At 61.6% G+C, this 20,661-nt stretch carries 16 protein-coding genes; 1 reads left to right on the top strand and 15 read right to left on the bottom strand.

Annotated elements, in window-relative coordinates:
- Positions 1–104 precede the first annotated feature (104 nt).
- Positions 105–1,208, bottom strand: coding sequence for a glycosyltransferase family 4 protein (locus DA1_RS04295; protein ID WP_013804211.1), 1,104 nt, complete (start codon positions 1,206–1,208; stop codon positions 105–107).
- Between the two features lie 5 nt (positions 1,209–1,213).
- Entirely contained in the window at positions 1,214–1,987 is a 774-nt protein-coding gene (locus DA1_RS04290; protein WP_034390296.1) for a glycosyltransferase family 2 protein, read from the bottom strand.
- 344 nt (positions 1,988–2,331) lie between these two features.
- Here DA1_RS04290 and DA1_RS04285 point away from each other — a divergent pair, with 344 nt between their 5' ends.
- The gene (locus DA1_RS04285; protein ID WP_034390293.1) at positions 2,332–6,123 is read left to right on the top strand and encodes a methyltransferase domain-containing protein; all 3,792 of its coding nucleotides are present in this window, start codon (positions 2,332–2,334) and stop codon (positions 6,121–6,123) included.
- Here DA1_RS04285 and DA1_RS04280 read toward each other — a convergent pair.
- The 13 genes from DA1_RS04280 to DA1_RS04220 form a co-directional block, all read right to left on the bottom strand.
- Entirely contained in the window at positions 6,046–7,188 is a 1,143-nt protein-coding gene (locus DA1_RS04280) for an acyltransferase family protein (RefSeq protein WP_034390292.1), read from the bottom strand. The genes DA1_RS04285 and DA1_RS04280 overlap by 78 nt on opposite strands.
- A gap of 11 nt (positions 7,189–7,199) precedes the next feature.
- Complete coding sequence (locus tag DA1_RS04275; protein ID WP_174549364.1) at positions 7,200–8,243, bottom strand: acyltransferase family protein; 1,044 nt, start codon at positions 8,241–8,243, stop codon at positions 7,200–7,202.
- Positions 8,244–8,250: 7 nt separating this feature from the next.
- Complete coding sequence (locus DA1_RS04270) at positions 8,251–9,111, bottom strand: class I SAM-dependent methyltransferase (RefSeq protein ID WP_034390291.1); 861 nt, start codon at positions 9,109–9,111, stop codon at positions 8,251–8,253.
- Between the two features lie 42 nt (positions 9,112–9,153).
- Positions 9,154–10,050 carry a class I SAM-dependent methyltransferase gene (locus tag DA1_RS04265; RefSeq protein ID WP_034390288.1) on the bottom strand — a complete coding sequence of 299 codons (897 nt, stop codon included), beginning with the start codon at positions 10,048–10,050 and terminating at the stop codon, positions 9,154–9,156.
- A gap of 54 nt (positions 10,051–10,104) precedes the next feature.
- Positions 10,105–11,385, bottom strand: a complete 1,281-nt coding sequence (locus tag DA1_RS04260; protein WP_034390286.1) for an ABC transporter ATP-binding protein — start codon at positions 11,383–11,385, stop codon at positions 10,105–10,107.
- Complete coding sequence (locus DA1_RS04255) at positions 11,382–12,182, bottom strand: ABC transporter permease (protein ID WP_034390284.1); 801 nt, start codon at positions 12,180–12,182, stop codon at positions 11,382–11,384. The genes DA1_RS04260 and DA1_RS04255 overlap by 4 nt, the downstream gene beginning before the upstream one ends.
- A 175-nt stretch (positions 12,183–12,357) precedes the next feature.
- Complete coding sequence (locus tag DA1_RS04250; protein ID WP_230590707.1) at positions 12,358–13,293, bottom strand: peptidylprolyl isomerase; 936 nt, start codon at positions 13,291–13,293, stop codon at positions 12,358–12,360.
- Positions 13,294–13,373: 80 nt separating this feature from the next.
- On the bottom strand, positions 13,374–14,882 hold the full coding sequence (locus DA1_RS04245; RefSeq protein ID WP_034390282.1) for a hypothetical protein: 1,509 nt from the start codon (positions 14,880–14,882) through the stop codon (positions 13,374–13,376).
- Between the two features lie 306 nt (positions 14,883–15,188).
- The gene (locus DA1_RS04240) at positions 15,189–15,635 is read right to left on the bottom strand and encodes a hypothetical protein (protein WP_034390281.1); all 447 of its coding nucleotides are present in this window, start codon (positions 15,633–15,635) and stop codon (positions 15,189–15,191) included.
- Positions 15,636–15,703: 68 nt separating this feature from the next.
- On the bottom strand, positions 15,704–18,199 hold the full coding sequence (gene gspD, locus DA1_RS04235; RefSeq protein ID WP_230590706.1) for a type II secretion system secretin GspD: 2,496 nt from the start codon (positions 18,197–18,199) through the stop codon (positions 15,704–15,706).
- A complete protein-coding gene (locus DA1_RS04230) occupies positions 18,196–18,873 on the bottom strand; it encodes a hypothetical protein (protein WP_051940520.1) in 678 nt (225 codons plus the stop codon). The genes gspD and DA1_RS04230 overlap by 4 nt, the downstream gene beginning before the upstream one ends.
- A complete protein-coding gene (gene gspM / locus DA1_RS04225; RefSeq protein ID WP_034390279.1) occupies positions 18,870–19,457 on the bottom strand; it encodes a type II secretion system protein GspM in 588 nt (195 codons plus the stop codon). Before gspM ends, DA1_RS04230 begins: the two co-directional genes overlap by 4 nt.
- A complete protein-coding gene (locus DA1_RS04220; protein WP_162269873.1) occupies positions 19,454–20,563 on the bottom strand; it encodes a PilN domain-containing protein in 1,110 nt (369 codons plus the stop codon). Before DA1_RS04220 ends, gspM begins: the two co-directional genes overlap by 4 nt.
- Between the last annotated feature and the right edge of the window lie 98 nt (positions 20,564–20,661).

Here is a 20,661-nt window from a genome sequence, read left to right as displayed (position 1 = left end):
AGCCCTGGGGCGTGGAAGTAGTCAACAACAAGGCGGGCATTGTGCCGCAACTGCGCGGCAGTGTTGCATGCCCGGATGACGGAACGCCCACTGGCGCCCGGCCATCATCCATTGTTCTGCATCCAGCCCGGCAGCTTGAAGCGCACGATGGCCAGATAGGCGATCACATAGCTGACCACGAACAGAAGGCAAAAACCCACCAGAACGGGCGTGTTGCTCCAAAACAGCAATGCCGGCACCACGGTCAGCAGCGTGAAGGCCCACAGGTAGGGTGAAGTCCGGTTATTGCGGCGCAGCATGCGCCGTGCCAGATCGTCGTCGAACACACCGCGCACGATGCGCCGGTAGATCAACTGGTGGAAATGCAGGGCATCCGCCATGCCCGGCGACATGCCGCGCATCAGCTTGCGGTAGATGGAGAACACCGTCTCCCAGACCGGATAGATCAGCAGCAGCATGGGAAACCATGGCGAGACTGCGGAATTGCGCTGCACCAAGGCAATGCTGGCCAGGGCAATCGCCAGCCCCCAGACATAGGCCCCGCCGTCGCCTGCAAACATCATGCCGCGCGGGTAGTTCCAGACCAGGAAGCCGCAGGTGGCGGCGGCCAGCGTCACCAGCATGGCGGCCAGGGTCCGGTCCCCCACCTGCAGTGCCACGTGGGCCAGCGCCAGGCAGATGATGGTGGCCACCATGCCGGCCAGCCCGTTGTAGCCGTCGATGATGTTGAAGGCATGGGGCAGGCCCGTCAGGGCCAGGACGGCCAGGCCCATGCCCAGCCAGGGCATGGCCGGACCCAGTGCCTGCTCCAGCCAGGGCCAGCCGAGCCGGGGCACAGTGAGGCCGCACAGCAAAACCGCCAGCACGGCGCTCAGCAGGGTGAGCACCAGCCGGTAACGCACGCTCAGGCGCTGCGATACATCCTCGATGATCCCCCCGACCACGGCCGGCAGCATGGCGGCCAAGCACACGACAACCCACAACTGCATGCGCAGCGAGGAGGGATCTCCGCGCATGCTCAGCCAGGTGCCCACCCCCCAGGAGACAGCCAGTCCGAGGTACATCGGCACGCCCCCAAGCCGGGGCACCTCGCCGATGTGAAAGCGCTGCGGCTTGTCGTATCCGTAAGAGGACGTCGAGGACCGCCCGGCCCAGCGCACCAGCAGTGCACAGCCGGTGCAAGACACCATGAAGGCCAATACCGCCATCCAGATCACGATGGCTCCCCATGCAGGCTGCGCAGCGAGGGCGCTGCCTGCGGCAAGGCTCGGGCCTTGCGGTAGGCCGGACGGCTCCACAGCCGCAGCAGGCTGGCCACGTGCCATGCGCCATGGCGCAGGCTGCGCCGGCTCGCCCTCTGGCCCGCATGGACGACAGGCAACTCACCGCGCCGAAGCTCTCCGCCCAGCACCCGCAGGCGAAGGCACAGATCCACATCCTCACAATACATATAGAAACCTTCGTCAAACCCACGCAGGCGCATCCAGCTATCCCGGCCCAGCACCAGGCAAGCCGCATTGACCCATTCCACACGCTGCTCCACACGCCCGTGCAGCTTGCGTCGCAGCAAATTCCAGAAAGATGGCAGCTCCCGCTCGGAATCCTGCAGCGTGCCGTCTTCGCCGATCTGCGGGGGATAGGCCAGCGCCAACCCCGGCCGGGCCGCCAGCGCCAGAAGCTCTTGCAGCGGCTCTTCCTGCGCTCCCCAGTACACGTCAGGATTGATCACGCAGACAAACGCCTCCCGGGCATTCGCCAGCGCCCGGTTGTGGTTGCAGCCAAAACCCAGGGGTTGCGCATTGCGCCGTATCTCCAGGACAAAAGGCCAGCCGGTCGCTGGAGCCCGGGGCTCCGGTTCGGGAATATTGAGCGTCAGCACCACGCGGGACATCGGCGCAAGGCGCGCCGAACCCAGGCATTCAAGCAGCCTCTGTATATGAGCGCCATGTCCGTGGCTCACCACCGACACGACCAACGATGAACCCATCAATGCCGCCCTTCAGATCTTCAAATTCCAACCCGCATACCTGCGCCGAAAAAACGGCGGCTCCGAGTATTCAGCGGAAGGCGCCCGGAAGGCGTCAGCGGGTATGCCGTGATGCAAGGAAATGCAACAGCCGCACAAAATGTCATTAACCCGCCATGCCAAGCAATCACTGCGGTGGCCGGGATTATGATGCGCGACAATCTGCCGCCCGGACTTCCGGGATTTTTTGCGCCTGGCGTGGGCGTGCCCTGCTGCTCTCTGCGGACCGGCCACGGTCGACTGGCGCAGATGAATATGACGGGCGATCGATCCCTGCCCGGACCGCGCCTGGCACCTCATTTCCTATGACCACACCCATTCCCGATCCCCACGTCTACCTGCGCACCGTCGATCTGAACGAGCGCACGTCGCTGTCCGTGCTGGCCGGCCATGTCCGCGCCCAGGCGCACATACTGGATCTGGGCTGCGGCAGCGGCGCGCTGGGCGCCTTCCTCGCCGAGCACAAGCAATGCGTCTGCGACGGCGTCACCCTGAGCCAGGAAGAGGCCCGCCATGCCGCGCCCTTCTACCGCCATGTCCATGTGGCCGACCTGGAGGACTGCGACCTGGACCAGCTCTTCGGCGACGCGCGCTATGACTACATCGTCTGCGCCGACGTGCTCGAGCACCTGCGCCAGCCCGAGCGCATTCTGGCCGCCTGCCGCAAGCGGCTGACACCCGAAGGCCGTCTGCTGATCTCCGTGCCCAATGCAGGCTACAGCGGCCTGGTGGCAGAACTGCTGCACGGCGAATTCCGCTACCGCGAAGAAGGCCTGCTGGACCGCACCCACCTGCGCTTTTTCACGCGGCGCTCGCTGTCGCGCTTTCTGGCCGAGCAAGGCTGGCAGGTGGACGACATCGACACTATCGAGCGCGCTCTTCCCGAATCCGAATTCCGCGTCGCCTACGACAGCCTGCCCCCTGCCGTTGCCCGCCACCTTCTGGCCACGCCCGATGCACTGGCCTACCAGTTCATCGCCAGTGCGGCGCCCGCCGCCCAGGCGCTGCCCATCGAGCCGCCACTGAACTACCCCCAAGGGCATGCACTGTTCACGGCCCAGCTCTACATGGCGCGCGCTGGCCGCTATGAGGAAGAGAGCAAGCTCTCCACCACCGGCATCATTGGCCAGGCACGTCAGACATTGCGCTTTGCACTGCCCGACCACAACACTTCGCTGAGCCATCTGCGCCTGGACTTGGCCGACCGGCCGGGCTTCGTACATCTGCACCGGCTGGCCTTGTTCGATGCGCAAGGCGCCGTCGTCTGGCAATGGCTGCCCGAGGATTCGGACGCCGCCTTGCTGGGGCAACGCCCGCATCATCAGCTCGTGTGGAATGGACTTCATCCGGCAGGCGCCTTCTCGCTGATGCTGCTGCTGACCGGCGATGACCCTTGGTTCGAACTGCCCATTCCTGCAGAAACCCTAGCTGCGCTGCGTGGCGCCTCGCTGGAGATCGAGATGGGATGGCCCATGTCGGCCGACTATCTGGCGCTGGCTGGCGCCGTGCAGCCGCTTGAACGACAGATCGCGCAGGAGCGCAGCCGGGCCAATGATCTGCAGGATCAGTGGAACACACAGCGCATGCTGCTTGAGCAGCAGCATGCGCAGGATGTCCAGCAACTGGAAGAGCACAGCGCTGCGATCCATAGGCTGCAGCACCGCAATGCCCTCCTGGAAGACAGCCACCAGTCACAGAGCAAGGAGCGCGCCATCTGGCAACAGGAAGCCACCCGCGTACAGCGGGACTTCGCACGGCTGGAACAACACCTGCGCGACATAGAGAACTCCACCGTCTTCCGGGCCACGCGCCCCCTCGTCCACGCCAAGATGCGCATTGACCGCCTGCTGGGCCGCACGCCCGTGCCTGCCCCTGTCCTCCATACCCCCGTACCGCAGCCGATGCCCCAGCAGCCCGTCGATGTGATCGTGCCCGTGTACCGGGGGCTGGACGACACACGCAACTGCATCGAATCCGTGCTGGCCAGCCCCTGCCGCACGCACTGGCAACTGGTGGTCATCAACGATGCCAGCCCGGAGCCCGAAGTCACGGCCTGGCTGCGCGAGAAGGCGGCACAGGAGCCCCGCATCACCCTGCTGGAGAACGAGGAGAACCTCGGCTTCGTCGGTACCGTCAACCGGGGCATGGCGCTGAACACCGCCCATGACGTGCTGCTGCTCAACAGCGACACCGTGGTCGCCAATGACTGGCTGGACCGCATCCGCCAGGCTGCCTACGGCGATGCACGCATCGCCTCCGTCACTCCGTTCTCCAACAACGCCACCATCTGCAGCTACCCGCGCTTTTGCGAGGGCAACGATCTGCCGCCCGGCATGGACACCGCCGCCATCGACGCACTGTGCGCGCGCACCAACCCCGGCCAGGTGGTGGACGTGCCCACCGGCGTGGGCTTTTGCATGTACATCCGCCGCGACAGCCTGAACGCCGTCGGCCTGTTCGATACCGAGCACTTCGGCAAGGGCTATGGCGAAGAAAACGACTTCTGCCAGCGTGCCGCAGCCGCTGGCTGGCGCAACCTGCATTTGCTGGACACCTTCGTGCTGCACACTGGCGGCGTGAGCTTCGGAGAAAGCAAGAGCCCGCGCGAACGTGCCGCCATGGAAACCCTGCGCCGCCTGCATCCGCGCTACGAAGCCGATGTCATGGCCTTCGTCCAGGCCGACCCTGCGCGCACCGCACGCCTTGCGCTGGACGTGGCACGCCTGCAGGCAGAGGCCGCACACCAGCCTGTGGTGCTGGCCGTGCTCCACGACCGGGCGGGCGGCACGGTGCGCCATGTGCGCGAACTGGCGCAGTTCCTGCAAGGCAAGGCGTTGTTCCTCATGCTGTCCCCGGCCGCCGGTGGCGTCGTGGTCCTGCGCCGTGCCGAGGAGAAGGAAGCATTCGAGCTCGCCTTCCGCATCAACGACCAGATGGAGGAGCTGGTACAGGCCCTGCGCCAGCTGGGCGTGGTGCATGTGCACTACCAGCATCTCCTGGGCCATAGCGAAGCCATCCTGGACCTTCCCGCCCGTCTGGGTGCGGCCCATGACTTCACGGCCCATGATTTCTATACCTACTGCAAGAACATCTCGCTGACCGGCATCGACAACCGCTACGTCGTGCCGCCCCGCGCGGGCGAGTGCGGCTGCTGCGAACCCACGGACACAGCCCCCTATGCCGGCACCGTGGCCCAGTGGCGCCACCGCAATGCGCTGCTGCTGAACAACGCGCGCCATGTGCTGGCCCCCAGCCAGGACACGGCCAGCCGGATCTCCGGTTTCGTGCCCGGTGCCCGCGTCCAGGCGGTTGCCCACACCGACCTGCCGGCACAGTTGCCGGCCCCGGTGGCACACCCGCTGGCCGCCACGGCCCCGCTCAAGATCGTCGTACTGGGAGCCATGAGCGCCATCAAGGGCGCCGACGTACTGGAAGCCGTGGCGATCGAAGCCGCCAAGCGGGGAGCTCCTGTGGAATTCCATCTGCTCGGCTATGGCTACCGCAGCCTGCAGACCCAGCCACGCGCACGCCTGACCGTGCACGGCGGCTACAAGGAAGAAGAACTGCCTGCTCTGCTGCAGTGGTTGCAGCCCGACCTGGCCTGGTTCCCTGCCCAATGGCCGGAGACTTACAGCTACACCCTGAGCGCCTGCCTGGCCGCCGGGCTGCCGATCGTCGCGCCCGACATAGGGGCCTTTCCCGAAAGGCTGGCGGGCCGCGACTGGTCCTGGGTCATGCCCTGGGACGCCAGCGCCGCCCAATGGCTGGACTTCTTCGCGCAAATACGCGAACGCCACTTCATTGAAGGGCAGCCACCGCAGCAACCCACCGCGACAGGGAGTGCGGCCGCCCAGCCGGGAACCACTTTCTATGGCGACGGTTATCTCCAGGGGCTGCAGCCGCGCGATCAGGCCCTGCTTCAGCCGCTGGATGCGGCCTTTCTGGCCACACATCGCCTGCAACGCCAGGACCATGCGGCAAGATCTGGGGCCTTGATCCTGCTGGCCCATCTACGCTCGCTACCCATCCTGCGCGGCGTGGCCAGGCGCATTCCCGCGCACTGGCAACGCCGGGTCAAGAATTGGCTGCAGGCCTAGGCGCCGCCCAGGCAACGCCAGCCATCGCTGCGCCATCCGGATGCAGGGCCGTTCCACGCCATACCATGACATCAAGGCCAGGCCCAATGTCAAGGCAAGCGACAGCAGCATGCAGATGCCCAATGACCAGCCCTCACGCAGGCAAATGGCCGTCATGGCCTGCTGGACGGGGAAGGCGTAGATGTAGACGCCATAAGAAAGATCGGTGCGCCAACGGTGGCTTGCGGCCACATGGCCTGCATGGGCAAGATAAAAACTTGCGCAGGCCACCAATCCCCATACTGCCACCTGGCGCATCCAGGTGCTGGCGGTGAGCAATGCGCATACAGCCAGCACCAGCGCGACTGCAGCCATCCATGTGCGATGGCGTATGCCATAGGCAGCCATCGTGCTTCCCAGAAAGAAGGGAACACCAAATCCACAGAAGTCCCGCCAGCGGAACATATCGACCAGCGGGGTGTGGATGGCATCCAGGCCCTGGTCCCACCCCTTGACTCTGGCCATCTGCCACAAGATCGCCAGTACGCCAGCCATGAGGGGATGGATCCAGCGCTTGCCTCTTGCAAGCCATGCCAAGGTGGCCAGCACAAGGTACATCGCCAGCTCATACCGCAACGTCCACAGGGACCCGTTGACCGTATAGGCAAAGGGATTGGATTCGAATACGCCCGGCAGTATCTGAACCGTGGCCTGCCCTGTCATGTTGTTGATCAGATGACTCCAGGTTTGCGGTGACTGCCAGTACTGCAGCGAATCAAGCGAGGTCATCGCCCAGCCAATGACGAAAACCGAGAAAACCACGGCCATGATCAGGCCCGGAAAAATCCGCATCAGCCGCCTCAGCCAGAAGGCATGCCAGACCGGCTCGCGCATCCAGCTCTGGCATACCAGATACCCGCTCATGAAGAAGAATACATAGACCGCAAGCGACCCCAGGCTGTGGCCGGCAAAGGGTTCGGCAAGACGCAGGCGGTAAAGAAACTCTCCGTGCGCAACAAACACTGCAAGCGCCGCCGTCAAGCGCAGCATGTCAAAGCGGTTCCCCCTCTCTTCAACGCTGCGCATGGCACTCCCTTCTAGGTGCGGTACACCAAGTGTTTGAGCCGCAGCATCGGCGACTCGACCAAGTGCCAGGAGGCATAGCCAGCAGCCAGCGCAAGCAGCCATGCAAGCGCCAGACTGGAGTGGAATGGCAGCTGAGGCCACAGCGCCTGAACTGCCTGCTGGATGGGACAGCCCAGCACGTAGACACCATAAGAAGGATCTCCGAGTCGATGCAACCCGGAAAACACCCTAGAACGCATGGAACCCAAATAGATGAGCAGCGGCGGCAGCAGCAGCAGGCCGGCAGAGTGCTCCAGCTTCAAGCCAAAGAAAAGCACCCCAGCCACAGGCGCCAGGATCAACAGCAAGTTTCGACCATGGGCAGCAAAGGCAGGCTGCAATAGCGCGATCAGCGAGCCATAGGCGAAATAGGCCGGATACTCGAACCAATGAAACATGGTTCCAGCCAAATCGGCATTGCGCTGTGTCAGGAAAAAGACCAGATATCCAGCTGCAGCCAGGCTGGCAAGAAGCCTGGACCGCAGCACTCCCAATATGCCCAGTGCAGCAAGCACCACGTAGCACATCAGCTCGATGGGGATGGTCCACAAAGGGCCATTCATCAACCCTGGCAGCGGATTGGAAGAAAACACGCCCGGCATGAAGGCGTAGTCCTTGATCAGCAGCAGATTGCGCCAGTGATCCAGGGTCTGCGGATGAAGCCAGAACTCCTTCAGTGGCAATGAAGTAAATACCGGGCCGAACAGCAGCACGCCAGCCACAACAGCCACCAGCATGCCCGGCCACAACCGCAACAGACGCTTGGCCATGAAGGCCGCCGCCCGAGGGTCACACAGCCAACTCAGCGTGACAAGAAAGCCGCTGATCGTGAAGAAAGTCATCACTGCCACGCCGCCCACCATGTCCGCATGCAGCCACGATGGCGGTCTGGTGCCCGTGATATGGAAATGATGGCTGTAAATGACTGCAGATGCAGCGGCTATGCGCAGTGCATCAAAGCCATTGGAATATGCAGGCCGCACGGGTGAAGAGATCGTGGGGGCCAGCTCCTGCATGGCTTCGTCAGCTCTTGCCCAGCAACAGCAAAATCTCGTTGTTGCGCAGCCACTCCTCGGGGTAGCGCCCCGCCAGCGCCTCGGGAATGGCCATGTCCACCTGGCGCCGCTCCTCGCGCAACACCTCAAAGCCGGCCTGACGAGCGATATCGACCAGCTCGTCTGCCGTCAACCGGTTCAGCGCCTGGTACTCCTTGAAGACAAAGCGCTTGTAGCCATCGACACCGAAATCAGCAAAGCCGAAGTCCACCTCGGCGGCGTCCAGCGGACCTTCATGCTTTTCGATGATGCTCCACAACTCCTCCTCCGACGCCAGCAAGTGGTGCCAGGGCACATCGTCGTAGCGGCGCAGGTGCGAGCCCCAGGGAGAATGAAACAAGGGCTCGATTTGCAGGAAGAACACGCCTCCCGAGCGCAGGCAGGCATGCAGGTCGGACAGGATCGGCAGCACCTTGTCGCGCTGCACATGCTCGAAGGTGGACCAGCTGAGCAATCCGTCATAGTTCGCATGCCGGCCGGCCAATGGCGAATTCGGCACGATGGTCTCGAAGCTCAGCGCAGCGGGAATGCGCGACATGCCCAACTGCTCGCGTGCAATGCGGGGCAGCTTGGCGTACTCCTGACGGATATCGATGCCATGGATGGAGGTTGCGCCATGGCGCAGTACCAAAGCCAGATCGGTGATGCCATCGCCACATCCGAAATTCAGCAACCTGGCCTTGGACAGGTCCAACGACCGTCCGAGCCAGTCATGGGCCAGATCCGCTGCATAGTTGAAATGCGCACGAAACCACTCATCGGTGATCTTACCGGCGTCCCATGGCGCCAGGCCCAACAGCCGTTCCTGCAAACGCAGCATCCAACTCATGCAATCGTCCTCTCTGTTCTCTCTACAACCCTGTCAACACGCTCACAGCCGCTGAAGCACATAGGCATCCTGGTGGTTCCAGAAATGCACAAGTGATCGATGGCGCAGCGCATCGGTGCCCCAGGTTTCGGCAATGCGGTCCAGGACGAATTGCTCGGAAGTGAACGCCGTTCCATACTCATTGGCATCGATGGCATTCGACTCGCTGGACGGGGCAAAGAAAAATCCCTCGTCATCCAGCTTCACGCTGTCGAAATTTGCGGCCTTCATGCCGTGCGTGCTGAAAACCAGCAACCCGCCAGGAGCCACCGCATCGCGCAGCACCTGCAGCCAGCGCGTCCAGGTCGAGCGCGGCAGATGGCTGAACAGCGAGAGCACGAACACCAGCTCGTACTGCTGCGGCCAGCGTACCTGCTCCGGCACGCTGGCCGAAGCAAAGCCCTTCACGCCGAAGGTCTGCTGCGAAAAATCCACAGCATCGACCACGATGTCCGAGACGGTGACCCGTTCCGCCCCCAGCGCCTTGACCAGGTGCCGCGTAAAGCGGCCGTGACCGCTGGCGAACTCCAGGACGCTGGCCGTGCGCAGCAAAGGCTTGTCCACAGCCTCAAGCAGCAGCATCAGTTCCGACAGCGTGCGCCAACCGTCGGCGAAGTAGTCGCGCAGGGGATTGACGCTGGAAGGGTGACCACGGAAGAAGCCGAAGATATCGTCCTGCGCAGAAATCCGGCAATCGAGTCCCGTCATGTTGGAAAACGAACCCACCAGACCATTGGCCTCGATCAGGGAATGCGCCTCCAACAGGCTGTCGTCCATTTCGCGGGCACGGGCTAGGACCTGTGCTGCACCAGCCCGGTCGCCGCTTGCCAGCAATTGCAGGGCTTCATTCAGCAAACGCTGCCCATCGCTGATGGGAGTAGAAGAATTGTCAGATGTCATGGGGTATGGAATAGGGAGACAGCCGAGCCGCTTGCGCGGGTGTGGCAGAGCCGCTCAGCTCCAGTGGTGGGGCAGGCGCACCAGTCCAGGCAGGGGCTTGGGGAAAATAAAGCGCAGGTGCAGGAACTGGAACCATTCGTCATAGACGGCCAGCCCGGTTTCATCGAACAGGAAGGCGCTGATCACATAGTCTCCGCTGTGCAGAGGCAACTCGGGAAAGGTCAGCACGGTCTGCCAGCTTCCGTCTGGCAATTGCCGCGGGGCTGCACCATCCTCATGCGTTGCCAGCGAAGTAATGCCCACGCCCTTGGACTGCTCGATCATGAAGCCGATGTGCGGCCGCTCGTTGCCACGTCCTCTCGCGGTAATGGTCACAACCAGATCCTGGCTCTGAAGCAACCCTGGCTGATCCCCCACAGGTTCAGCCAGATCCTTCACATCCACGGACAGGATGCAGGCTGTGCCGCTGTCCACGGCAGCGACCGGCGCGGGAGGCACTTCATCCGCAGCAGGCGCTGGCACAGCGGGCTCCACTTCAGCAGGCAGCATCTCGCCGCACAAAGCCCTCTGCTCGCGCTCCTGGCGCTCGCGGGTATGTGCATCGTAGGCGGCCAGCACTGGCTCGGTCGCACCAAACTGCGCCACATGCCCGCCGCGCAGCCACAGGGCTGCATCGCAAAGATGGCGGATGTGATAAGGGCTATGGGAACAAAACAGGATGGTGCAGCCGCTGTTGCGGAAGGCCATGATGCGCTCAATGCACTTCTTCTGGAAATGCTGGTCGCCTACAGCGAGCGCCTCGTCAATGATCAGCACATCGGGCTGCACGGCCGTCACCAGTGCAAACGCCAGGCGCACCGCCATCCCCGAAGAGTAGGTCTTGACCGGCCGCTCCAGTGCTTCGCCCAACTCCGCAAAGGCTGCGATTTCGGGCTCCAGCTCACGCATGCGCTCAGGGGAGATACCAATCAGGCTGCCACCGAAATACAGATTGTCGCGTCCGCTGAAATCAGGGTGAAATCCCGCGCCCAACTCCAGAATGGCCGTGACCCGACCCACACGCTCTATTTGCCCGCAACTGGGCTGCAAGGTGCCAGCAAGCAGCTTGAGCAGCGAGCTCTTGCCTGCACCGTTGTCGCCAATCACACCAATGCACTGGCCTCGGCGCAATTCGAATGACACATCCCGCAATGCCCAATGGCTTCGGTGCGTGGCAACACCGGTCAGCAAGGCCTTGAAGCGCGCTCGCGGCGAGGGATAAAGTTTGTATTCCTTGCCCAGATTGCGCACACGCAGTACCAGGTCATCAGGCAATTCGACATGCTTGGCGTTCATAGCCAGTCCACCAGTTGATCACGGCTGCGTCGCACCAAGCCATTGAGCAGCACAGCCAAAACCAGAATCCAGATGCCCAAAGCCGCCCAGACCGCCATTTGAGGCCACAGCCCCTGCAGCAGCACATTCTGGTAGCCAAGAACCAACGCCGTCATGGGATTGGCCCATAGCACCCAGCGCCAGCGCTCGGGAAACAAGGCCAGCGGAAAAAGAATGGGCGAGAGATAGATACCGACGGACAGAAAGAAGGTCACAAGCTGCCCCACATCGCGCAGTGCCGCCGTCAGAATAGCCAGCGCATAAGCCAGCAGGGCGCACAGCAGCAGCTGGCCCAGCAACAGGGGGATGAGTGCCACGAGCGACCAGGTCAAGCCGTGCTGGGGCAGATAAGCCAAGGCCACCAGCAACAACAAGGGTCCGAAGATCACACTGCTGGCCAGTACCGCACGCATGGGAAACAGCACTGGCGGCAACGGGTTCTTTTGCAGAATGCCACCCGCCTCGACCAGACTGTTCATGCCACGTGCCGTAGCGTCGCAAAACGCCATCCACGGCAAGGCGCCCACAACAAGAAACGCGCCCACGGCATGCGTGGGTGCGTTGTCGCCAAGGCGCATCGAGAACACCACGTCGAACACGAGGTAGTAGGCCGCCACGGTGAGCAGCGGCTGCAGATAGGGCCAGAGCACGCCCGCGGCCGTGCCTGCGTGGCGGGCAGCCACTTCGCGCCGGGTCATCACCCACAGCAGGCTGCGAGCCTGCCACAGCGCGCGGCATTCGCCGAGTAAAGAGTACATGCGTTGTTATGCGACAAGTGCCGCGCGCCAGAGACGGCGGCGGCACTTCAGTTCATGCCAAACCTGGCATTTTCGCGCATCACAGCGTCACGTGCCTACGATGAAGACAAAGCATTTCAAATGCTTGCAACAACAAGGCAACACATGGCTCGATAGCACACGCGCGGCTCAATGCTCAGGGCTTGGGTTCGTTCTTTGAAGCGAAGGCTTCAACCGCAGCATTGTCAACCTTGACATCCGCACGGAGTTGCTCGGCCGTTGCAGAGCGCACGTCCTTGGCAGCGATGGAGCGGATTTCTTTGACCATACCTTCGCGCACTTCCTCGAAAGGCTTGATGCCGGCGGGACGACGTGCTTCCAGTTGGATGATGTGCTGACCAAACTGGGTCTCCACGACAGTGGAGAGATCACCGGGCTTTTGCAGCGCGAAAGCGGCCTTCTCGAACTCCGGAGCCATGCGATCCCTGCCGAAAAAGCCCAGGTCACCACCACGCGCTGCACTGCCCTTGTCAGCCGACACTTCCCTGGCCAACGTTGCAAAGTCTGCACCTGACTTGAGCTGCGCCAACACTTGTTCTGCCTTGGCACGCGCCTCGGCATCCTTGCCTGAAATCAGAATGTGGCGCGCACGCACTTCTTCACCAACCTTGAAGCGATCTGGCTGTGCTTGGTAAATGCTGCGCGCCTGCTTTTCTGCGGCCTCCAGGCTGGGCATGTTCTTTTCATCCAGCGCATCCATCCAGGCGTTGGCAAGCACCCGGTCACGCGCAACCTGCAGGGCAGCAGCCACCCGGGGATCGCGCTCCATTCCCAGCTGCTGCGCCATCTTGGCCATGTTGCGGAAGACATAGAGATCAGACGCCATCTGCCCCACATTCTGTGAGCGCGCCAGAATCAAGGGGCGCACATCTGGGGGGATGCGTTGCGCATCCGCCTGCACGTCCAGATCCGTGATCACTATATTCTGGCCTTGTGCCAGCGTCTGAACAGCAGCGGGCTTGCGGGCATCCGCAGCGTCGGGCAACTTGGCTTCAGCCCAGGCCCACTGGCCTGCCATCATGGCAGTCAACATCAGCGAGGCCATCGTCAGTCGTTGGATGGAAGCAGTCATAAGTCCTTTCCGAAAAAACAAAAAAGGCGGGAGTTTCCTCCCGCCTTCTCTAGATCACGCTTGCGCGTGAAAGTGCCCGATTACTGAGCGGCAGAGCCGTAAGCGTGGGGCCAGGTGATGCCGTACGTACCCACGGTGCCAGGAACGGCTTGGGGGTTGGTCAGCTTCAGGAACGCAGCGCCCAGGACGGGAGCGCGGTCCGTACCGAAGCCGATGGTGCCCCAACCGTTAGTGTAGGGAGCAGCCACGGTCTGACGTGCCACAGCAGCGCCCAGAGCCGAAGCATCGGACGTGAAGGACAGCACGCTGACTTCACCGCACAGCTTGGCCGTCTTGGTCGTGCCGGGCGAGAAGATCGCGCCGCTGGACTGCACGTTTTCTTCACGGTCGTAGAACTCTTGCTTGGAAGCCGTCACGCACAGCTGACCTTGGTCATTGGCGGAAACCTTGGCACCTGTCGAGAAGATGTTGCCGGTCACAGCGCTGTTGATGTACGTGTAAGCGTTCAGTTCAGCAGTCGTAGGCGTGCCAGTGGCAGACACATTCAGCTGACCAGCATAGTTCGTGGCCGTCGATGCATAGTTAGCAGCCACAGTGTAGCGGCGGGTAGGCATCGAGAACACCCAGTCGGTCTTAGCAGAGATGCTGAGATCCGTTGCGTACTGGTTCATGATGGTGTTACGACCCAGAGCATTCGTCAGGTTCGTAGCATTGGTGTCGGCGTCGGTCTGGCTCGTCAGCGATTGGCTGGCGAAGTAAGGCGTCGACAGGTCAGGCACGTCATAGTGCTGAGCCTTGATAGTGCCAGCAACCATCAGCGGGTCAGACGTCTTGAACGTGGTTTCGCCTTCAACTTGGGGCGAGAACACGACGCGTGTAGGAGCATTGCCCACCAGAGCGGGAGCGGCGCCAGAGAACGTCGTGGACTGAGCCACGTTGATCACATACCACGAACCGGTCAGCGTCGCGGTGGGCGCGGACAGTTCGTTCTGCGAAGTCATGGCGGGGTAGCCCAGCAGCGTGTCTTGCAGGACCGAGGAGGTGCAAGGAGCAACGCCGTTCGCGTGCTTCGTGGCCTTGTACAAGGACGAAGCAGCAGGGTTCAGATTCGAGATGTCGGCCATGTTGAGGATTTCAACGTAGCCTTCACGAGTCTGAGCAGCCTTGTCCGCGTCAGTCCAGCCTTGACGAGCCAGACGATCGGTCACGAACGGAACAGGCGTGTTCTTGGCGATAGCGGGCAGCGTGCAGGTGTTGTCTGCAGTCACCAGCTGGGCCTTGCCAGCGGCGTCAGCCGTCACAGCAGCGGTCCACACGTCACCAGGCGACATGAAGACTTGGAAGTCAAGCACGTCGTCGGAGTTCGAAGCACCGCGGAAACGCACCTTCACAGCCTTACCACGGATGGTGTCGGTGTTGGTCAGGTGGAACACGGACATGTTGCCGTTCTGGGCGGTGTAGTAGGGCACCACCAGGATGTGGCCTGTGCCGCTTTCGTTCACTTGGAACGATTGTGCGGACGCAGCGCCAGCGAAGCCCAGGCCACCAACCATGGCAGCAATGCTCAGGGCCAGAACATTTTTCTTCATAAGAACTATCTCCAGTAAAAAGATAAGGTAGTTGCAACCACCACGATTGATCGCCAGGGAATCGTAGCACAGCCGGTCATGCCCCCATACCGCTTTTCGGAGGCGCCCAAGCCTTGTTTTGAAAAAAAACAACACTTCCCTAGCGAGCACCAGATCAGGGACGGCGCATTATGGCAAACATTGCTTCCAGCGCCTACCCTGCCCGACTTTTGGCTTCGTCCATACCGAGCATGAGGCATGCCCGGAGAACGCTACCAACCTTTGGCCTGACGCCAGCCCGCACGGCGCGCCAGATCCATAGCCGCCTTATTCCAGGAACAGCCACCACTGGCCGTCTTCCTGCGTCCACACCTCGCTGATAGAGATAGGAATCTGTGTATTGCCCATGACCGGGCTGCTGGTGGTGAAGTTCTTGCGAACCTCGCAGCGCTTGTCCTCGCACTTGACCCAGGCGATCGAGCCACCACTGAGGGACGGGACGGCGCCGTGGTTCAGCCGGTACTTCTCCAGGCTGTTGACCGCACGATAGCCTGGAGTGGTGAAAGCATAGGCCTGACCGACATCCCCCGCCATGCGAACCTTCCAGAACTCGTTCGATCGCTGCGTTACGGCCTCCTCGGGTTTCTGAGCCTTGCTCTGCTCGCCCCCTGTTGTGGTGGCACAGCCGGCCAGCACCAAGGCGCCAGCCACACCCGCACCCCACAAAATCCGGCGCATGCCTGCCAATGCAGGGATCTTTGTCAACGTGTTCATATGTGTATCTTGGTCCAAAAAGGTATTTGGAACATCTTTGAAGAAGAATGTTCCGGGAACTTGAGCTGCTAGCGCTGCTCAGGCGTCAGGGGCCCCACCTCCACCAGCGGCTTGCCCCTTGCACCGTCGTCAGCAGCAGGAACTGTATTGGGTGACTTCAGCAAGGGCGTCAAAGAACGCATTTGCTCACGCAAATCGTCGCTGACCACCCGCACATCAATGTCCGTGCGAACGACTCTTGGCGTGATGACGACAAGCAGCTCTGTTCGATCCCCCACGTTCGATGTCTGCCCGAAGAGATTTCCAACCACCGGAAGATCATGCAGTATGGGGATGCCACTGCGCGTGTTGGTAGAGCGCTCCTGGATCAGTCCGCCCATGACAATTGACTCTCCAGAGCGCACTGCCACCCTGCTGGAGATCTGCCGCTGCGAGAAGGAGGGATTGCTGGACCCCCCTACAGTTACATTCGAGCCCAGCGCCGAGACAGTCTGATCGACATTCATGGTGACGATATTGCCGGAATTGACCGAAGGAGTGACTTGCAGGATGACCCCGGTATCCTTGTACTGAATGTTGGTAGTAACTCCCGTCGTTGTCGATGTGGTGGAGCCCGCCGAATAGGGCTGCTGTGTGCCCACCATGATGCCCGCCGTATGGTTATCCAGCACCATCACCGTAGGGCTGGCCACCACCTTGACATTGGTCTTGCCCGAAAGAGCAGTGAGCACTGCCTTGATATTGCCCAGCGAGTTCTTGACCGTGTAGTTGAAGCCTGAGCCAAGAGTTGCCGCCAGTCCGCCAGTTTCTGCGAATCCTGTTGAACCGGGAGCATCCCCGGTCAGCACACTGCCCGTACCGCTATAACCCTTGTTGCCGACATCACCACTGAAGGCCCATTGCAAACCGTACCGCAAGGTGTCGTTCAGCGTCACCTCCACGATGCTTGCCTCTATCAGCACTTGCGTGGGAGGCAAATCCAGTTTCTTGAGCGCCGCCTCTATACGCTCGTACTCTGCGGGCGTACCCCAGACCAGCACGGAGTTGTTGAGTTCATCCGCCATGACACGAACGCTGCCCAGACTGGTGGCTGCGGCGCTTGCCCCTGCCACTCCGCCCAACTGGCCGGTGCTTCCGGTCTGCCCGAAGCCACGCCCCGCCCCGCCGAGTCCACCACCACCAAAGCCACCGCTGCCAAAACTGCCGCCACCAAAGCCGCCACTACTCAAACCACCGCCGCCAAAACCACCACTGCCAAAGCTGCTGCTACCCAAGCCGCCGCTTCCGAAGCTGCTCCCCCCCATGCTCGTCGTGGATGTACCCAGTCCTGGCGCCACGCCGCTGTTGGTAGACATACCTCCGGCAGACCCTCCAAAAATACCCGACAGAACACTTGCCAGGTGCCGAGCATTGCCGTTTTGCACTTTGTAGATATTGAGTTGCGGCTGCGCCCCACCCGTGCCAGCCTGGTCGAGCTTGGCAATCCAGCGGCGCGCCTCATCCAGATAGGAGGCGCGAGGCGTGATGACCAAGATACTGTTGAGCCGCTCAATGGGAATGATGCGCAGGGCACCAAATAGCGGATTGCCTTCGCCCAGAGCCGCCATGGAAGCGCCAGGTGCTGCAGTCGCCGCCCCCCCTGGCCTTGCCGTAGTTGCAGCAGGAGCCACACCCGCGCCAGGAGCCCCAGCCCCAGGGGCACCGCCCCCGCTCATCAGTTGCAAAGCGGCACTGACTTCCTGGATAGAGACATATTTGAGAGGAAAAACGCCTACCGACATGCCTTCCAGAACATTTACGTCGAAGGTGCGAACCATCTCAAGCCAACCTTCCGCCTGTGCACGGGATCCGGCCATCACCAGCATGTTGCGCACGTTGTCAACACGAAGAATGGCATCACCCGGCACCATGGGACGCAAGATGGCCGCCATTTCATTGGCACCTATATAGTTCAGCGGCACAACAATGGCTCCGTATCCTGGCGCCAGTGGCTGAGTGGGCGACGCCTGCCGTACTGCAGCCCCCAAGCCCTTGAGCGCATCAAGACGGCCGACATGGTAAGTGCCACGAGCATCACGCGCTATACCCATGCCATTGGCCTGCAAGGCCGCCTCCAGCAGATACAACGCGTTGTCCCCCGAGACATTCTGCTGCGTGCTCAGGGTGACTGTTCCAGTAATCGGCGGGTGCAGCACATAGTCAAGCGCAAGAATATCCCCCAGCACTGTCCGCACGACCTGGGCCAGAGGCGCATCCTCGAAACTGAGCTTGACCTGCGCATCTTTCAAGGCCTTGGACGGCTTGGCATCGGCCAGCAATTTACCAGTCCCCTCAAGGAGGCGTGGCTCGGGCGTCGATGATTTTTCGGAGGCCTTCTTGCCCACGCTTTGATCTTCGTCATTGAACACATAGCCTTCGGATTGCTGACCCGCGCCGAAATGGCTGACATAGTTGTTCTGCTGGGGCTGTGCACAGGCAACCAACAGCTGGCAAACCGCCAGCGACAGCGCCGTATGAAAATGTCTGTTTTGCAATTTCATGGTTTTCTTAAGAAACTGTTTCATTTGCGGCTCGAGGTTCCGCCGAATACGGCACGCGGTGCTGGCCGAGCCGGGGGGGCGCCTGCCTCCCCTTCTGCGCGCTCAGAAGCCGATTCGCCAGAGTTGCTGCCAGGCGAAGGCCCCGCGCCGACGGAAGGCACGCGCATGCTGGCCGGAATGCTAGGGCCTTTGTCGAGGACGGCCTTCGCCAATTGCAACGAACGTATCTGACCGCCGCGCTCCAAAAGGATGCTGCGCTGCTCTATGCCTTGCAGCTTCCAGCCCGCAAAACTCTGGTTGAGCATGAGCCGTCGCTCCTTGCCATCGATATGGACAATGATCCCGGTGACAGGCCCCTCAAAAATGCCTGTGACACGCGCCTGCACCCAGGCATCAGGGATTTCTTCGACTTTTTTCTCAGGCTCTGGCGGTGGGGGAGGCGGTGGGGGCCTGCGGTTCATCACGAACAGCGGCCGTTCGTGCATCTCCAGCAGCTGCATCTCGCCCTGCGGCTTGTTACCAGAAAGTGCCTGCTCGGCAGGCACAAGCGATTGAATATCTGCCTTGATCGGATGCGGAGCCTCCCAGCCAGCGTTTTTGAGCTGCATCTGCGGTGTCAACCACATCCACGCAAGTGCTCCCCCCAACAGCGCCACGGGCACGGACAACCCTGCGGTCCAAAGAATGCGCTGGTTCACGGCTTGCTCCGAAGAATGCTGAAAACAAACTGCGCGCTGATCTTGGGCGGCACTCTGAGGTTGTTGCTTTCCAGATTGCCCAGCAGATTCAGTTGCAGATCATCGAGCCACACGGTGGGCGTAACTTCGGGTAATGACATGATGGCCAATTGGATGGCAGACCATTCGCCCTCTGCCGTCATCGACACGGAAATGCGTTCATAAGGACCCTGATCAGATTCACCTGATTCAGAGGTAGGACGCACTTGGCTGCTGACCACGGAGAGTCCCGCTTTGTCCAAGACGGTCCGCAAGCGTTGCTGAAGTGCATTGCCAGTCTGAGTGCTGTCCTGCTCTGCCGGGTAGATGTGCAGAGCCTTGGTGGACTCGATCCTCTTCAGCGCTTCCTGAATTTCCTCCGTCTGCCCCTGCATGCCGGCAAGCCTCGCGTAGCGCGGCTCCAGTGTGCCCAGTTGTTCCTGGGCCCATTGGTGCTTGGAATAAATCCAGCTTCCCAGGAGTAACAGTGGAACAACCAAGAGGACGGCGATCCCACCAAGAAGGGCCCATTGACGCAAGGTCAGCTTCTGCGCGCCTGCTGTCATTGGACCTCCTTGGCAATCGCCCCGCCTTCCGCTGGCGGCTTGTCCTCTTCTGCCTTGGCGAGCATGCCCAGGACCTGCGGATCGATGTTCGCCTCCAGCGTAAAGCTCTCCTTGCCAGATCCGGGGACACGCGTCACGGCCGTTGGCAGTCGTACTTCCTGAAAGCCAGGAGTCTTAGCCAGCAATGCCACTACGTTAGACGCATTGTTGGTAAGCCCTTGGACCGTAAGTTTGCTGCCTCTGAACACCACGCGCTGAGCTGCTGTGTCATCGGGCAATACCTTTGTCAGCGTCGCCAGCACCTGCAGGTGATTGATTTGCTGCTGCACACGCTCCTGCAGTTTGCCCAGATCTTGCACTCCTTCAACCAGGGCCTGGCGCTGTGCCACAACCTCGGAGGTGGATTTGCTGAGCCGGGAAAATTGTTCTCCCGCATCGACCGCACGCAATCTCAGTTGCGCGGTAGGAGTGACCGCCAGGGCCAGGGCCATGACGAGCACCCCGATCACGCCCAACCCGATCCAGCCGCCCCGCTTTGCTTCGCCACGCCAGCGCGATGTTTCGCCAAAACCCGGCAACACGACAGGGCTGCCACTGGTGGGGGCCCAAACCTCAGGGTGGACACCCTCCGGCATGCTTGAAGCCCGCTGGCGCAGCACCTGTTCAACTTGCGCACGCGAGGCAAGTACCACTTCAACATGCAGCAGCGCACCAGCCCGCGCAGCGGGCCGGACCGCATAGGCCCAAAGCGTGTCCTGTGGAGCAAAGGGCGTCATCGTCTGCACGTCCAGCTCAATGGCGCCCCTCATTGCAGTCGGTCCCATTTGCGGAAGCTTCAGAACCCGCTGCAGAACCTGATCGTCCTCCAACAGAACCGCCGTGTACTGTGCTTGCGCCAAGAGAGTGGTCGATCCATCGAGCCACTCGATGTTGACGCCCTGCGCCCTAGCGACGATAGGCGCCTGGGCACCAACCCAGACTTGCACCATCGATGCCGGAAGCAGCCGGCTGAGCAATGGTAGGCGCTGAAGTGCCTGCCATGCCTCACGAAGCTCCGATGAAAGCCCCCGCAAGTCCAAACCGAACAGTTTGGCATCAGAAGTCATCAATGTCATACGACGCCACAACCATTCAATAGTATTACTTTCACTTTCTTTCCTTCCGGCTAGCAGCGGTCCAGCGCTCTCCTAACTTCTGGCGCCAC

Origin of the sequence: Delftia acidovorans NBRC 14950 (genome assembly GCF_001598795.1) — a bacterium.
GTDB lineage: Bacteria > Pseudomonadota > Gammaproteobacteria > Burkholderiales > Burkholderiaceae_C > Comamonas > Comamonas acidovorans.
Note: the sequence above shows the minus strand (reverse complement) of the source record. Positions and strands in the feature narration are given on the sequence as shown.

Excerpts from the sequence above, each read along its gene's own strand:
- DA1_RS04295 (WP_013804211.1), bottom strand. The coding sequence starts at position 1,208 with ATGGCGGTATTGGCCTTCATGGTGTCTTGCACCGGCTGTGCACTGCTG.
- DA1_RS04290 (WP_034390296.1), bottom strand. The coding sequence starts at position 1,987 with ATGGGTTCATCGTTGGTCGTGTCGGTGGTGAGCCACGGACATGGCGCT.
- DA1_RS04285 (WP_034390293.1), top strand. The coding sequence starts at position 2,332 with ATGACCACACCCATTCCCGATCCCCACGTCTACCTGCGCACCGTCGAT.
- DA1_RS04280 (WP_034390292.1), bottom strand. The coding sequence starts at position 7,188 with ATGCGCAGCGTTGAAGAGAGGGGGAACCGCTTTGACATGCTGCGCTTG.
- DA1_RS04275 (WP_174549364.1), bottom strand. The coding sequence starts at position 8,243 with ATGCAGGAGCTGGCCCCCACGATCTCTTCACCCGTGCGGCCTGCATAT.
- DA1_RS04270 (WP_034390291.1), bottom strand. The coding sequence starts at position 9,111 with ATGAGTTGGATGCTGCGTTTGCAGGAACGGCTGTTGGGCCTGGCGCCA.
- DA1_RS04265 (WP_034390288.1), bottom strand. The coding sequence starts at position 10,050 with ATGACATCTGACAATTCTTCTACTCCCATCAGCGATGGGCAGCGTTTG.
- DA1_RS04260 (WP_034390286.1), bottom strand. The coding sequence starts at position 11,385 with ATGAACGCCAAGCATGTCGAATTGCCTGATGACCTGGTACTGCGTGTG.
- DA1_RS04255 (WP_034390284.1), bottom strand. The coding sequence starts at position 12,182 with ATGTACTCTTTACTCGGCGAATGCCGCGCGCTGTGGCAGGCTCGCAGC.
- DA1_RS04250 (WP_230590707.1), bottom strand. The coding sequence starts at position 13,293 with ATGACTGCTTCCATCCAACGACTGACGATGGCCTCGCTGATGTTGACT.
- DA1_RS04245 (WP_034390282.1), bottom strand. The coding sequence starts at position 14,882 with ATGAAGAAAAATGTTCTGGCCCTGAGCATTGCTGCCATGGTTGGTGGC.
- DA1_RS04240 (WP_034390281.1), bottom strand. The coding sequence starts at position 15,635 with ATGAACACGTTGACAAAGATCCCTGCATTGGCAGGCATGCGCCGGATT.
- gspD (WP_230590706.1), bottom strand. The coding sequence starts at position 18,199 with ATGAAACAGTTTCTTAAGAAAACCATGAAATTGCAAAACAGACATTTT.
- gspM (WP_034390279.1), bottom strand. The coding sequence starts at position 19,457 with ATGACAGCAGGCGCGCAGAAGCTGACCTTGCGTCAATGGGCCCTTCTT.
- DA1_RS04220 (WP_162269873.1), bottom strand. The coding sequence starts at position 20,563 with ATGACTTCTGATGCCAAACTGTTCGGTTTGGACTTGCGGGGGCTTTCA.